Consider the following 13,591-nt stretch of genomic DNA (forward strand, 5'->3'; position numbering starts at 1 on the left):
TCTTATTCTTTTGCTTCAAATCTTTGGATTTGTTGATAAAAATTAAAACTACATTCGCCTTTGGGACCGCTACGGTTTTTGGCAATAATTAAATTCGTATGTGGGTTGTTATCAGGTGTTTGATAATAACTTTCGCGGTGTAATAACATCACAACATCAGCGTCTTGTTCAATTGATCCCGCATCTCTTAAATCTGTTAATTGTGGGCTTTTGACTTCTCTTACATAGGTTGAACGGTTAAATTGACTCAAAGCTACAATTGGAATATTAAGTTCACTTGCTAGTTTTTTTAATTTGCGTGAAATCTCAGATATTGCTTGATATGTATTAAAACTTTGGGGGTCTTTTAATAAATGGAGGTAATCAATAAAAACAATATCAAGTCCTTTAGTATATTTCATTTGACGGCATTTGGTTTCAATGTCTTCAATTTTGTTATTTCTATCATCATCAATTAAAATGTTTAATTGCGTTATTTCATCCTCAGCAATAAGTAACTGTAATTTTTCATTTTTAGTTAAGTTTTTGTGTTGGAGTTGTTTTAAAGGGATTTGAGAAGCAGAAGAAAGCAACCTAATTGCTAATTCTTCCGCTGCCATTTCTAAACTAAAAATAACTGCTTTTTGGTTTTCAGGGTTGGTAGTAAAGTTTTTTGCAATATTACAAGCCAAATTTAACATAAAAGCAGTTTTTCCCATCCCAGTTCTTGCTCCTAAGATAATTAATTGGTTAGGTTTGAAACCAGAAATTAATTCATCTAGATTTTTAAAGCCTGTTTTTATTCCTACAAATTGGTTGTCTTTTTCATCATTAACTATACTTTGGCGAATATCAGGAATTAATGTTTTTGTAGAAATAAAAGGAGATTTGGTTTTTTGCATAAAACCTTCTACTTGGTTTTTGACTGTTTGCAAATAATTATGGATATTTTTTGATTTAGATAATTCAGTAGGTAATTGCTTAATTAATCCTAACAAATCTCTTTTAAGGGAATTTTCTTTGATTAAATCAATATATGTTTCTAAATATTCACTTGCAGGGGACCCCTCCACTAATTCAATTAAATAATCAATTCCTCCTATTTTGTATAAATTGTTATCTAAAACGGAACCCACCGTAACATAATCAATTTCGCGATTTTGCAGTTTTAATTGCTTCATTGTCTCAAAGATACAACGATGCTTGGGGTTGGAAAAATTGTTTGTGTTAACTAAATTTATAACAGCATCCATTTTTTCTTGATTTAACAATAGTGCTCCCAATAATGCACGTTCGGCTTCAATCATCTTTCAAACTCCTTTTTTTGTGATTTGGGTATAAAAAATACCCCTTCAAAAAAAGGGGTTTAGTTTATATATTAATTAAAAAGTTTTTTCTTCTTTAATTGTTCCGTCGGAGTTGTAATGGGTTTCTTTGATTGGTTCCTCTGTTATGGGGTCATAATCGGTAATAAAGTCAATTGTTTTGCCATCTTTATGGAACCAGGTTGTTTTAATAAAATTCAATGTATCGGGATCATGTTCGTGAATGGCGTAAATTGTTTTACCATCAATATTGTAGTAAGTAGTTGTGTTTTTTTTACAATTCATATTATTTATTTCCTTTTTTATATATTTTTTTTAATTTAGCAATTGCTTTGTTTTTGATAATTGCTACTTGCCTTGAAGATAAATTTAACATTTGTCCTATATTTTTGTTGGAATACTCAATTTGGTGCTCTTCATTAATATTTCCAAAAGGAATCCCAAAACTTAATCTAATAATTTCAAATTCTTGGGGATTTAAAATATTTTTAAGTTTTTTTAAGAATAATTCATGATTAGCTTGTTTTAACCATAGTTGATGGGGGTTGAGGATTGTGCTCCACCTGGGTTGCTTTGCTTCTTCCCATTCTTCGAAACCAATTTTAGTTATTATTTTTTTGTGTTTTTGAGGCATTGAAGCTGATTGACACTTGCGGATAAGTTCGTGAATCGCAAATTTGATGTGTTCGATGGCGTATCCAATAAACTGGTCAATTTCTTCTTGAAATTCATACCCTTTGAGAGAATTGATTAAACCTAAAACGCCTTCTTGAAATAAATCTTCTCTTTGAAGTGATTTAGGGAAGTATTTAAATTGGTTGGCTATTTTTTTTACTAATGGAAAATGCATTTCAATTAATTTATTCCTTTTTTCTAAATTATTTTTATTTTTTAAAAAATCTTTAAATAATTTTTGTCTTAACATTTTATTCCTTCCTAAAAATATTTTTAGAAAAGATATGAAATTATTTTTTTAGTCTTGAAAAGAAAAAAAGACTAACTATTAAGTTAATCTTAAAGAATTTTTAAAAAGTAAAAAGTTGTCCAAAGTTTTGGAACACCTCAACATTATCTATTAGTTCAAAAAAAGCGAGTGTTTTTAAACACTATCCTCAATCAATTCAAAGACAATACTTATTTCAAGAAGACAATTTATGACTAATCAAAACTTTTAAGGAGCACGAATTTCCGAAACATTTCGCCCAGTTTCTTTGTTGCACTGCTAAAAACATTAAATCCAAATAAAGCATTTTTTATCAACAATACTTAAAATAATCACAAATTTAATTTTTGTAATACATTATATTGTGATTTTATAAAAATTAATTAATAAATCGCACCTTTTTAAGATATAATTAAATATATAAGTTATCTTTTTACAGAGATTTTAATCTTTGTTTGATATGTGAAAAGAAGAGTATTTCTCTCGCCTGATAAACTTGAAAAATTAGTTTTTGGGCAAATAGCACGCGAATTAGTTTTAGCTCAATATTTTATAATTTACACGCTATTTGTTTTAAGAGAAATGCTTTATAAGGCATTTCTTTTTTTATATTAAGAAATATTTGCAACTTATATCAACATTTAAAGGAGGATTCAAATATTAAATTACCTAAATTTAAAAAAAAATCTAATGTAGATTTATACAATGATCAAATACCGAAGGGTAAATATTTAATTATTGATGAAAAAGGAGAAAAGTTGGGTATTTTTGACCAAAATGAAGCCTTGAAATTATCAGAAAAAAAAGAAATTGATATTGTAGTAGTTAACGCTGATTCAACACCTATGGTTGCTCGTTTGATGGATTATCAAAAACATCGTTATAACCAACAAAAAAAACATCGCGAAGACAAAAAAAAATCTCAAGTGAGTGTTTTAAAAGAAATCAGAATTAGTCCAAATATTGATATTAATGATTTAAACACGAAATTAAAACAAATGCAAAAGTTTTTAAAACAAGGAGATAAAGTGAAAATTAGCATGCGTTTTCGTGGTCGAATGATTAATAATTCTCAATTAGGAGAAACGATTTTGAAAAAAATTATTAAAGATTTAAGCAATTTAGCTAACACAGAAAGTCCTTTAAAATTAAAAGGAAATCAATTTATAACTGTTTTATCTCCTTTGAAATAACCAATTTCATTTAAATAGCTTAAAAAAACTAAATTAAAAGTCGTAATTTCTCCAGTAAAGAATCAACTTTATTTTTGTAAAATCCAGAAAGGAATTAACTAAAAAAAATGATTAAAAAAAAATCTCATAGCGGCCTTAAAAAACGCATTAAGATTACTAAAAAAAAGAAATTATTAAGAGGCCATGCTTATAAAAATCACCTTGCAGCTTCTAAAACAACTAAACAAAACAGACAATTAAGAGGTGTTGTTTGCGTTGATCATTCTGATTACAAAAGAATTAAAACCCTTATTAGAGGTTTATAGAAAGGAAAAAGAATATGGCTAAAGTTAATTTTGCTCCAGCGAGGCATCAACGTCGTAAAAAAGTTTTAAAAATGGCTAAGGGTTATTTTGGTTCTAAAAGCACCCTTTACAAAACAGCTCATGAACAAGTAATGCGTTCACTGCAATACGCTTACAGAGATCGCAAACAAAGAAAAAGAGACTTTCGTAAGTTATGGATTACTCGTATTAATGCTGGCGGAATGTCTTTGGGTATCAAATATTCTCGTTTGATGCATGGCCTTTCTTTAGCTAAAGTTGATATCGACCGTAAAACTTTGGCAGGTTTGGCACATCTTCATCCTGAAGTTTTTTCTGATTATGTGAACTTAGCTAAATCTTCTTTAGAACAATTTCAAAAAGAATTAGAAAACAAAAAGAAAGAGAAAGTAGTCCCACAAGTTCCAGAAAAAAAAACTAAACAAATGGATAACAAAGAACAAACTTTACAAACTGAAAAACAACCTCAAATTCAAAAGTTAGATAAAGAAGTTTCAAAAGCTCAAGTTTCTTCCGAAAATAAAGAATCAAACACACCTTCTTTAGAATCGTCGTCACAAGAATTAGAAAATCCAAAAATTACAAAAGAAGAACAAAAACCAAAAATCAATCAACAAAGTCAAAAAGTTGAAAAAAAAGAACTAAGCAAAAAAATTGAAAAACAACCCAACAAAGAAACAGAATTAAATCAAGCAAAACCAAAAGAAGAAAAAAACCCCCAAAAAACAACTTCTCAAATATCTGTTGATAAATTATCAAAAATGTTACTTACTGAATTAAAACAATTAGCCAAAGAATATCAAATATCTGGCGTTAATAAACTTAAAAAATCTGAAATCATCGAAATTTTAAAGAAAACAATTAAAGAAAACAATAAATAATTTTTTGTTTCAAAAATGATTTTCAAAATAACAAAAATAACAAAATAAGTTAAAATAAGGAGAAATTTTATGAATAAATTTAGAATTAGAAAAGGATCAAAAGATTTATTTATAAGTATTTTATGCTTATTAGTTTCTTTTTTTTGCTTCTTCGAGACATCTTTTTCAGTTGCTCAAATTGAAATTAAATTAGCAGATATTTTTTTAGGTGTCATTTTATTTTTATTTACTTATTTATTGGTTTTTAAAGAATATAAAACAATTAATACTAAAAGCCGTTATGTTTTTTTCTTTGAAACTCTTTTGTTTATTTCTATTATTTTGATGAGTTTTATTTTTCCAGGCATGGGATTAATTAAAAAAGAACAGCTGCCTTCGGTTTTTGCTTGGTTTTTGGAATGGAATCATTGTTTATTTTACCTTGTTGTTGTTCACACTTTCATTAAATTACACGTTGAATATTTCAAAAAAGAAAAAAACTTATCTTTTTCTTTATACCTTATTGCTTTTGGTTTTGGCAATTATATAATGAATAGTCCAATTAATCCTAGAAACTTTATTTTGAAGACAATATCTGTTTTATCTCTTTTACAATGTCTTTATTTTCTTTTTACAAGTATTAAAAAAATGAAAAATAATAATCAAAAATAACTTTTGAATTCAATAATTTATTTTTTTGTTGGAAATGTTTCAATTTAGGTTCATTATTAATAAAAATACAAACATTAAAATTTATTTTAAATCTTTTAATTATCGCTATTACTTTGATTTTTGTTTGAAATAATTTGTAAAGTTTGTTATTTTTTTAAAAAAAGAAAAGTTGTTTCGGAATTGAAAATAACAAAATTATTATTAAATATTTGATTTTATAAAATTAACAATGTTTTTTTACTTAGTTTAAAAAATTTTTTATTTGTTTTATATTAAAAAGTTTTTAAATCTTTTAAAATTATTCAGATGATTACTGCTTTTGGAGGAAAAACAAAATAATGGTTTTAGAAAAAATAAAAACTTTAATGGTAAATCAATTATCTCTAGATTCTCAATCAATCACTTTAAAAACTCGTTTTAGAGAAGATTTAGGATTAGATTCATTAGATGCTTTAGAGTTGATGATGGAGTTAGAAAAAATTTTTAATGTGAGCATTAGTGATACCACTTTGCAAAATTTTAAGACAGTAGAAGATGTGGTTTTATATATTGAAAAAAACCTCGCATAATTAATAATTTTAAAAATACTATACATCAATCTTCAATGTTTTTTATTTGAAGATTTTTGTTTTTTTAGAATATGCTTTTACAAACTTTTTTCTTTTTTAACATCATCTTTAAGAAATAATGTATTTTTATTATAGGGATAGATTATTTGCGTTTCGATTGTAGGATTTGTTTTTCTACTTTCTATTACAAACAACCCCCCCCTCCAAACCGTACGAGCAAGTTTCCAAGCATACGGCTTTCCATCATTTACCCTTTTTACGGGATTAACCTTGCGGTTAACTGTGTATCTTAATCATTCTCTTCTTTTTGTTTTGGTTTATATCGTTTATTTGTTGGTTTGTTCTCTTGCGATGACAATTCCTACATAAAGCGATTGTTTGTTTATTAAGGATGCTTTGCCAGTTGGAGTTTCTCACCGTTTTTGTGTGGTGGATTTCTAGTGGGATGTTTTCTGTTTGGCAAACTTCACATCTCTCCGCCTTTAAGCGTGATGTTAGTGTTGTTCGTCCTTGGTAGAGATAACGGTTGATAATTACATCGGGATTCCCCTTTGTTTTTCTCATCCTTTTTATCTTTTCCCAGTCCAGTTTGTCCCAGCTATCAACTTTTGGTTTTATTCTTGAGGTTGTATTGAATCCCCCAAGTTTTGCCGTTCCTTAATTTTCGCCGAACTTTTGCGATAGATGTTTTCCATTTTCTCGCTAGTGTTTTTAAACAACTGTATTCCGCCAAATAGTATAAATGTGTTAATTGTGCTAGGTTGTTTCCTAGACAAAAGTATCGGATAATGCCGAGCGTTATTGATTTGTAGGTTCGTATTATTTCTAGTGCTTCCCTACTTGCTAGTGTTTCGTCGTGTTTTACTTTCCCGTTTTTGGTCCAACCGTATTCTTTCCCGTAGTCTCTTGTTGTGTCTTTTGGGATTTGGATTTGTACTTGCCCGTTCAGTGAGTTTTTTGTTGTTTTCTTTTTGCGGGTTTTGTTGGTTGGGTTTACCTTTACCATATAAGATAGGAACCTTGTGCCCTTAGTGGCTTTTACAATTTTTGATTTGTCGCGGTTTACCACGAGTTTCAAGTCTTGTTCTAGCCATTTGAGTACTTGGGTTTTAATCCTTTCTGCTTCGTGGTGTTCTCCTTTTATTCCAATAATAAAATCATCTGCGTAGCGGATGTATTCTATTCTCGGGTTTAGGTTCAGGTTTATTTCACTATCTATTGATAGATTGTGATGTTGTTTTTTTGTGTATGCCTTCCAATATTCGGGATTTGCTTTCATTATCGGTTTGCCGTTTCTTATCAGTTCTTCCATTTTCTTATCGATGTAATGTAAATATATATTTGATAATAAAGGGGATATTATCCCACCTTGCGGTGTTCCTGATAATGATTCGTATTTGATTCCATTTTCCATTATTCCTGCTTTGAGCCATTGGTTGATTGTTTTTAACGTTTTGGCCTTTCTGATGTATTTGTTTAACATCTTATTGAGGATATCGTGGTTGATGGTTTCAAAGTAACCTTTAATGTCGATTTTTATTATATAATCTATCCCTTTGAACCTTTGTTTGACGCGTTTTACGGCATCATGGCATGATTTCTTGCTTCTGAATCCGAAGCTCCATTCTGAGAAGATGTTTTCAAAATAGAGGGTTAAAAGTTGTTCCATTGCTTTCTGGATTATTCTATCTTTTATGGTTGGGATGCCTAGCGGTCTCGTTTTATTTTTATCTTTTGGTATTAATACTTTTTTGACAGGTTGCGGATTGTATTGGTTGTTGACGTATTCTTTGTGGTATTTCTTTATCATTTCTAGCTTTATGCCGTCAATGGTTTTGTTGTCAACGCCCTCTGTACCGCTGCCTTTATTGGTTGCAATGCTATTGAATGCTTTGTATGTGTTTTCTATGTTATTCATTCCGCGTTTCAATACCTTTTTTAGGCTATAGTTGTTTTTTGAATGATTTAAAATCATATCTAAAGTTCTCGAAAGCTTAAATTCATTTGAATTATGTGTAAGCATATTATCACTTACTCCTTTCTTGATTTGTTTAGATATACCATAAATGACTGACTTGTTTTCGCCTTGTTCTTAGTTTTCCTAAGAGCCCTAGGAGGGCAATTATCATTGTTATTCCAAACAATGTTTTAATTCCTCCGACTACTAGAAGTCTCTTTCTCCTTGGGGATGTGGGCTTTTGTTCCCACACTTGAACCTTTAGGATTCTGCAAGTTCCTCACTTTATCTACCTTCATTCCTTAGGAGAAGTAACCATTTATGTTTTCATGTCTTTCCTGACTGTTGGTGAGATTCCAGGTTTCCGTTCGTGATTGATAAACTATCCAACACGCTAACAATATGTTGATAGCGTCTGGACTGCTCGCTTGTAGTAGTTTGTGATGCAGGTTACAAAATTACATCTTCTTTTCTTCTTAGGTTATTTTACAGGCTTTTCCATAGAATGATTTGCTAGCGGTGTCATCTTGACTAACTACTTCGTCTCAACCCGCCTTTATGAACTGCTGTAATCCATCATCTTTTCATTTGATGAACCGTTCATCTGCTTTCAGTGTTTATCGGCACTGGAAATTGGTTAGATTTCACGATAAAGTGGGCTTCTTTGCCGCCCATTTGCTTTAAGTGGTTTTTGTGTGAAGCAAATAACTTTTTGTGTTAAATCCAAAAAATAGTTAATTTTGATTAAAAAAATAACTTCACTCCAAAAAGAACAACTTCTTTTTAATTTCTCTGTTTATTTAATTAAATTTTTTGGCAAAAATTATAAAATCTTAATTTAATATTAATTTTTTCTTTTTTGTTTTTTTGGATTTTGATTTATTTTTTTAAAATTATTGCGTTTTTTGTTTATCAACTTTAATAATTAATTCTTTTTTATGTTTTTAATTTTATTGTATTTATAAATATTTTATCACGTTGGATAAATTTCAATTTTTGAATTTTAGATTTTTTTGTATTTATTGTGTCTTTATCAAACATTTGCTTTACCTATTTACAATAAATTATCTTTTTTTTGCATGTTTTTTGTAGATTTGTTTTGAGCTACAATTACATTGTAATTTTTAATATTTTACTTTTTTCATTCCCGTTTTGCGGCAGTATCCAGGCCAATAATTAATAACATATCTTTTGGCTTCAAAAATAATAGAAAGTTTGTAATAATGGCTAAATTAAATTATGATTTTAAAAAAATAGAAGAACATTGGCAAGATTATTGGAAAAAACACGAGATTTTTAAAACAAAAATTAATAAAGATCAAAAGAAATTTTATTGTTTAGATATGTTTCCTTATCCTTCATCAGAAGGATTACATGTTGGTCATATTGAAGGTTATGCCGCAACCGATATTGTAAGCCGTTTTAAAAGAATGCAACAATACAACGTTTTTCATCCTTTTGGTTGGGATTCTTTTGGACTTCCAGCAGAACAATACGCTTTGAAAACAGGAAAAAATCCTAGAAATTTTACTTATGAAAATATTCAGAAATTTAAAATACAAATTCAAAGACTCGGAAAAAGTGTTGATTGGGAAAAAGAATTAGCAACTTCAGATCCTTATTTTTATAAATGGACTCAATGGATTTTTAAAAAACTTTACGAAAAAAAATTAGCCGTTTTGCAAAATGTAGAAGTTTATTTTTGTCCTGCATTAGGAACAGTTCTTGCCAATGAAGAAGTTATTTCTAACGATAAAGGTCTTTTTTCTGAAAGAGGGAATCATCCTGTTATTAAAAAACAAATGAAACAATGGGTTTTAAAAATTACTGATTATGCTGAAAGACTTTTAGCTGATTTAGATCTTGTTGATTGGCCGCAAAACGTTAAAGATATGCAAATTAATTGGATTGGTAAATCTCAAGGAGCTGTTGTTTCTTTTCCTGTATTTCAACAAAAAAATACTTTAAAAGTCTTTACTACTCGCCCTTATACTCTTTTTGGTGTTACTTTTTTAGTTATAGCTCCTGAACATGAATTATTATCACAAATTACTACTTTAAAACAGCAAGAAGAAGTTTTGGATTATCTAGAATGCACTAAACAAAAAAAAACCTTAGAAAGAAACGTTAACAAAGATAAAAGTGGTGTTTTTACTGGAAGTTATGCTATTAATCCGTGTAATGGTGAAAAAATTCCTATTTGGGTGGCTGATTACGTTTTGCCTCATTTTGGCACAGGCATTTTAATGGGCGTTCCTTGTCATGATCAAAGAGATTTTGAATTTGCACAAAAACACCATTTAAAAATGATTCAAGTAGTAAAACCAAACCCAATCACTGATAGTAGCCAAAAAAACCCTTTAGAAGTTTTTGAAGGAGATGGCATTATTGTTAATAGTGATTTTTTAAATGGTTTAGACAACAATCAAGCACAAACAAAGATGATGCAATTTTTAAAAGAAAAAAAATTAGCCTATCCTCATTATACTTATAAATTGCATGATTGGGTTTTTTCTCGCCAAAGATATTGGGGAGAACCATTATCTATTTTTTATGATGAAAATAATAATATTCACACTATGGATGATGACTCTTTGCCTTTGGAATTGCCTGTTTTAGATAAAATTCAACCTTCAGGAACGGGAGAATCGCCATTATCAAAAGCATCTTCTTGGTTGTATTTTGAAAAAGATGGCAAAAAGTACCGAAGAGATTCCAATACTATGCCACAACTTGCAGGAAGCTCTTGGTATTATATTGCTTATGTTTTAAAAAACATTTCAGGGATCACCCCTTTAAACACATCCGAAGCGAAAGAGTTATTAGACTATTACTTGCCTGTTGATTTGTATATTGGCGGGACAGAACATGCAGTCGGTCATTTATTATATGCTCGTTTTTGGCATAAATTTTTATATGATTTGGGTTTAGTTTCTCAGAAAGAACCTTTTCAAAAATTAGTTAATCAAGGAATGATTTTAGGACATGACCATACTAAAATGTCTAAATCAAAAGGCAATGGCGTAAATGCTTCTTCAATGTTAGAAAAGTATGGCGCGGACGCCTTAAGGTTGCATATTATGTTTATGGGTCCTTTAGAAGATGTTAAAAGTTGGAACGAAAAAGGTTTGCAAGGGATACAACGTTTTTTAAATAGAGTTCATCAGATGTGTTCTTTTGAAATGATAGATCAAAAAGATGTTTTTTTAGAAAAAATTTTGCATCAAACAATTCAAATAGTTACTCAAAGTTATGAAAAATTAAAATTTAACAAAGCTATTAGTCAACTAATGATTTTTGTTAATCACGTTTACAAATCCCAAAAAATCACTAAAGAGCAATGCCAAATTTTTTTACAAATGTTAAACCCCCTCACACCTCATTTGACAGAAGAGTTAAATGCAACAATTTTGAAGAATAAGGAAATATTAGTTAATATGACTTGGCCTCATTATAATCCTAAATATTTAGGAAACGAACAATCAAATATTATTGTTCAAGTTAATGGCAAAACACGCTCTATTTTAACTGTATCTTTGGGCGTTTCTTCAGAGAAAATCCAAAAATTAGCTTTTCAAGATCAAAAAGTACATAAATTTATTTTTCAAAAACAAATTCAGAAAGTAATTTATATTCCTGAAAAATTATTAAATATCATTGTTATTTGATTATTTAATTTTGCTTTTAAATTCTTAATAAAATTCAAGAAGTGTTTTTTCAAATTCTATTCAAATAAGTTTATGTAAATTTTGGAGAAAAAGGTATGTTAAGATGAAATTAAACCAAAAAGGGCTTTTAATAGTTCTTTCAGGTCCTTCTGGCGTTGGCAAAGCAACAGTTAGAAAAGCTTTATTTGAAATGAAAAATCATAATTTTGTTTATTCTATTTCATCAACAACAAGAAAACCTAGATTAGGCGAACAAGAAGGAAAAGACTATTATTTTCTCACTAAAGAAGAATTTGAATTAGGAATCAAAAATAACAAATTTTTAGAATGGGCTAAATTTATTGATAATTATTATGGTACTTCTCGTAAACAAGTGGAAGATTACCTAAAAGAAGGCAAAGAAGTTTTTTTAGAAATCGAAGTAGAAGGGGCAACCCAATTAAGAAAAAAAAAGTTTCGTAATGCAGTTTTCATTTTTTTAGTTCCTCCTGAAAAAAAAGTCCTTTATGAAAGGTTGAAAAAAAGGGGAACAGAATCAGCCGACAAAATACAACAACGTATTATGAAAGCTGATAAAGAATTCCCTTTAGCTCATAAATATGATTATATTGTTGTTAATGATGATGTTTTCAATGCCGCTGATCGGATTATTGCAATTATTAGAGCGGAACATGCAAAAACTAAACGTAGTATTCGTAATTATTTAAAGATTTTGGAGAATGATGGTTATGCCGAACAATAAACAAATGAATAAAGAAGGTTTAAGTTATCCTTCGATTGATAAATTATTAGATAAAGTTGATTCTAAATATAAATTAGTTCATATAGCTAGTAAAATAGCTCATGTTATAGAAAAAGACAAGATATCATTGCCTGAATGCAAATCTGAAAAAGTAATTGGTAAAGCTTTAGAAGAAATTATTAACGATAAAGCTAAATTTGTCTTTAAATAAAATAATTAAATAAAACTGTTAAATTACAATGAGAATTGCATAATTTAACTTTTTTTATTTTGTGTAAATTGAAAAGGAGCTGTTTACAATGACTTTGAGGCACATTTCAGTTTTAAAAGAAGAAGCTATTTCTTTTTTAAATATTAATCCTAATGGTGTTTATGTTGACGCTACTTTAGGTCAGGGAGGACATACTTTATCTATTTTAAATCATCTCCAAGATGGTTTTTTATACTCTTTTGATCAAGATTTAAAAGCTTGTTCCGATATTCAAAAGAAATTAAACCCTAATTGGCCTATTGAAATCATTCATAGTAATTTTTCTAATCTTAAATTAGAATTAGCCAAAAGAAATGTTTTTCAATTAGATGGTATTTTATTTGATTTAGGGATATCTTCTTGTCAAATTGATGATCCTCAAAGAGGTTTTAGTTATTTGCATAATGCTCCTTTGGATATGAGATTTGATAATAGACAAAAACTAACAGCCCAAGAAATTGTAAATTTTTATTCTTTTGAGAAATTAAAAAACATTTTTCATATTTATGGTGAAGAAAAAAAGGCAGCTTTGATTGCAAAACAAATTATTAAAAACCGTCCTTTAAAAACATCTTATGATTTAGTGGCTATAACTGATATGTTTTATAAATATCATAAAGGGCATAGTGCGAAAAAAATTTTTCAAGCTTTACGAATTGAAGTTAATCAAGAGTTAGAAGTTTTAAAACAAGCCTTATCCCAAAGTCTTGAATTATTAAAAAAAGACGGTTCCATTGTTGTTATTAGTTTTCATTCTTTGGAAGATCGTATTGTTAAACATTTTTTTAAAAAAAATAGTGTTTTTGAATTTCCTAAAAAATTACCTATTATGAGTGTTGATTATCCTCAACCTGCTTTGCGAATTATCACTAAAAAACCTTGTATTCCTAGTGAGGTTGAAATGAAAAATAATCCTCGTAGTATTTCTGCCAAATTACGTGCAGCTGTTAAAAATATTTAAAAAAATATAGTCTTTTGAAATTAGATTTGCTGAATAAAAAAATAGTTTTTTCCAAACTACTTATGAATGTAGTTTGGTTTTTTTATTTTAATAAAGAAAAAAAGTTTCAATCATTATCATTTTATTCTTTTTTAAAAATGTTTTTTTGA

General features: G+C 28.7%; 12 protein-coding genes and 1 pseudogene. 9 read left to right on the top strand and 4 right to left on the bottom strand.

Translation table 11 applies throughout. The features are described from left to right. Positions 1-2: 2 nt before the first annotated feature. From dnaB to SLY_RS03285, 3 genes are all read right to left on the bottom strand, one after another. Positions 3-1,286: a replicative DNA helicase gene (dnaB, locus tag SLY_RS03275; protein WP_015637683.1), complete on the bottom strand. Its 1,284-nt coding sequence runs from the start codon at positions 1,284-1,286 to the stop codon at positions 3-5. Positions 1,287-1,361: 75 nt separating this feature from the next. Continuing rightward, a complete protein-coding gene (locus SLY_RS03280; protein WP_015637684.1) occupies positions 1,362-1,589 on the bottom strand; it encodes a DUF2963 domain-containing protein in 228 nt (75 codons plus the stop codon). 1 nt (position 1,590) lies between these two features. Then, positions 1,591-2,229: a sigma-70 family RNA polymerase sigma factor gene (locus SLY_RS03285; protein ID WP_015637685.1), complete on the bottom strand. Its 639-nt coding sequence runs from the start codon at positions 2,227-2,229 to the stop codon at positions 1,591-1,593. Between the two features lie 677 nt (positions 2,230-2,906). Here SLY_RS03285 and infC point away from each other — a divergent pair. The 5 genes from infC to acpP all read left to right on the top strand — a co-directional run bounded on the left by infC (position 2,907) and on the right by acpP (position 5,864). Continuing rightward, positions 2,907-3,440 (top strand): translation initiation factor IF-3, encoded by a 534-nt coding sequence (gene infC, locus SLY_RS03290; RefSeq protein WP_081475338.1) that lies wholly within the window; start codon positions 2,907-2,909, stop codon positions 3,438-3,440. 107 nt (positions 3,441-3,547) lie between these two features. Beyond that, positions 3,548-3,745, top strand: a complete 198-nt coding sequence (rpmI, locus tag SLY_RS03295) for a 50S ribosomal protein L35 (RefSeq protein ID WP_012358701.1) — start codon at positions 3,548-3,550, stop codon at positions 3,743-3,745. A 14-nt stretch (positions 3,746-3,759) separates the two neighbouring features. Continuing rightward, positions 3,760-4,644: a 50S ribosomal protein L20 gene (gene rplT / locus SLY_RS03300; RefSeq protein WP_015638156.1), complete on the top strand. Its 885-nt coding sequence runs from the start codon at positions 3,760-3,762 to the stop codon at positions 4,642-4,644. A 69-nt stretch (positions 4,645-4,713) separates the two neighbouring features. Beyond that, positions 4,714-5,295 carry a hypothetical protein gene (locus SLY_RS03305; protein ID WP_015638157.1) on the top strand — a complete coding sequence of 194 codons (582 nt, stop codon included), beginning with the start codon at positions 4,714-4,716 and terminating at the stop codon, positions 5,293-5,295. A gap of 338 nt (positions 5,296-5,633) precedes the next feature. Beyond that, positions 5,634-5,864: an acyl carrier protein gene (gene acpP / locus SLY_RS03310; protein ID WP_012358704.1), complete on the top strand. Its 231-nt coding sequence runs from the start codon at positions 5,634-5,636 to the stop codon at positions 5,862-5,864. Positions 5,865-6,140: 276 nt separating this feature from the next. Here the strand turns inward: acpP and SLY_RS03315 are convergent. Next, positions 6,141-7,887: pseudogene (locus tag SLY_RS03315) on the bottom strand (reverse transcriptase domain-containing protein). A 1,157-nt stretch (positions 7,888-9,044) separates the two neighbouring features. Here SLY_RS03315 and leuS point away from each other — a divergent pair. The 4 genes from leuS (at position 9,045) to rsmH (ending at position 13,442) form a co-directional block, all read left to right on the top strand. Beyond that, positions 9,045-11,489: a leucine--tRNA ligase gene (gene leuS, locus SLY_RS03320; RefSeq protein WP_015638161.1), complete on the top strand. Its 2,445-nt coding sequence runs from the start codon at positions 9,045-9,047 to the stop codon at positions 11,487-11,489. 103 nt (positions 11,490-11,592) lie between these two features. Then, positions 11,593-12,231 (top strand): guanylate kinase, encoded by a 639-nt coding sequence (gene gmk / locus SLY_RS03325; RefSeq protein WP_012358706.1) that lies wholly within the window; start codon positions 11,593-11,595, stop codon positions 12,229-12,231. Further along, on the top strand, positions 12,209-12,442 hold the full coding sequence (gene rpoZ, locus SLY_RS03330) for a DNA-directed RNA polymerase subunit omega (protein ID WP_015638162.1): 234 nt from the start codon (positions 12,209-12,211) through the stop codon (positions 12,440-12,442). The genes gmk and rpoZ overlap by 23 nt, the downstream gene beginning before the upstream one ends. Before the next feature lie 88 nt (positions 12,443-12,530). Further along, a complete protein-coding gene (gene rsmH / locus SLY_RS03335; protein WP_015638163.1) occupies positions 12,531-13,442 on the top strand; it encodes a 16S rRNA (cytosine(1402)-N(4))-methyltransferase RsmH in 912 nt (303 codons plus the stop codon). The last annotated feature ends 149 nt before the right edge of the window (positions 13,443-13,591 follow it).

The organism is Strawberry lethal yellows phytoplasma (CPA) str. NZSb11 (assembly GCF_000397185.1).
GTDB classification, from domain to species: Bacteria; Bacillota_I; Bacilli_A; order Acholeplasmatales; family Acholeplasmataceae; genus Phytoplasma; species Phytoplasma australiense.

Excerpts from the sequence above, each read along its gene's own strand:
- rsmH (WP_015638163.1), top strand. The coding sequence starts at position 12,531 with ATGACTTTGAGGCACATTTCAGTTTTAAAAGAAGAAGCTATTTCTTTT.
- leuS (WP_015638161.1), top strand. The coding sequence starts at position 9,045 with ATGGCTAAATTAAATTATGATTTTAAAAAAATAGAAGAACATTGGCAA.
- rpoZ (WP_015638162.1), top strand. The coding sequence starts at position 12,209 with ATGATGGTTATGCCGAACAATAAACAAATGAATAAAGAAGGTTTAAGT.
- SLY_RS03280 (WP_015637684.1), bottom strand. The coding sequence starts at position 1,589 with ATGAATTGTAAAAAAAACACAACTACTTACTACAATATTGATGGTAAA.
- SLY_RS03305 (WP_015638157.1), top strand. The coding sequence starts at position 4,714 with ATGAATAAATTTAGAATTAGAAAAGGATCAAAAGATTTATTTATAAGT.
- dnaB (WP_015637683.1), bottom strand. The coding sequence starts at position 1,286 with ATGATTGAAGCCGAACGTGCATTATTGGGAGCACTATTGTTAAATCAA.
- rplT (WP_015638156.1), top strand. The coding sequence starts at position 3,760 with ATGGCTAAAGTTAATTTTGCTCCAGCGAGGCATCAACGTCGTAAAAAA.
- gmk (WP_012358706.1), top strand. The coding sequence starts at position 11,593 with ATGAAATTAAACCAAAAAGGGCTTTTAATAGTTCTTTCAGGTCCTTCT.
- rpmI (WP_012358701.1), top strand. The coding sequence starts at position 3,548 with ATGATTAAAAAAAAATCTCATAGCGGCCTTAAAAAACGCATTAAGATT.
- SLY_RS03285 (WP_015637685.1), bottom strand. The coding sequence starts at position 2,229 with ATGTTAAGACAAAAATTATTTAAAGATTTTTTAAAAAATAAAAATAAT.
- acpP (WP_012358704.1), top strand. The coding sequence starts at position 5,634 with ATGGTTTTAGAAAAAATAAAAACTTTAATGGTAAATCAATTATCTCTA.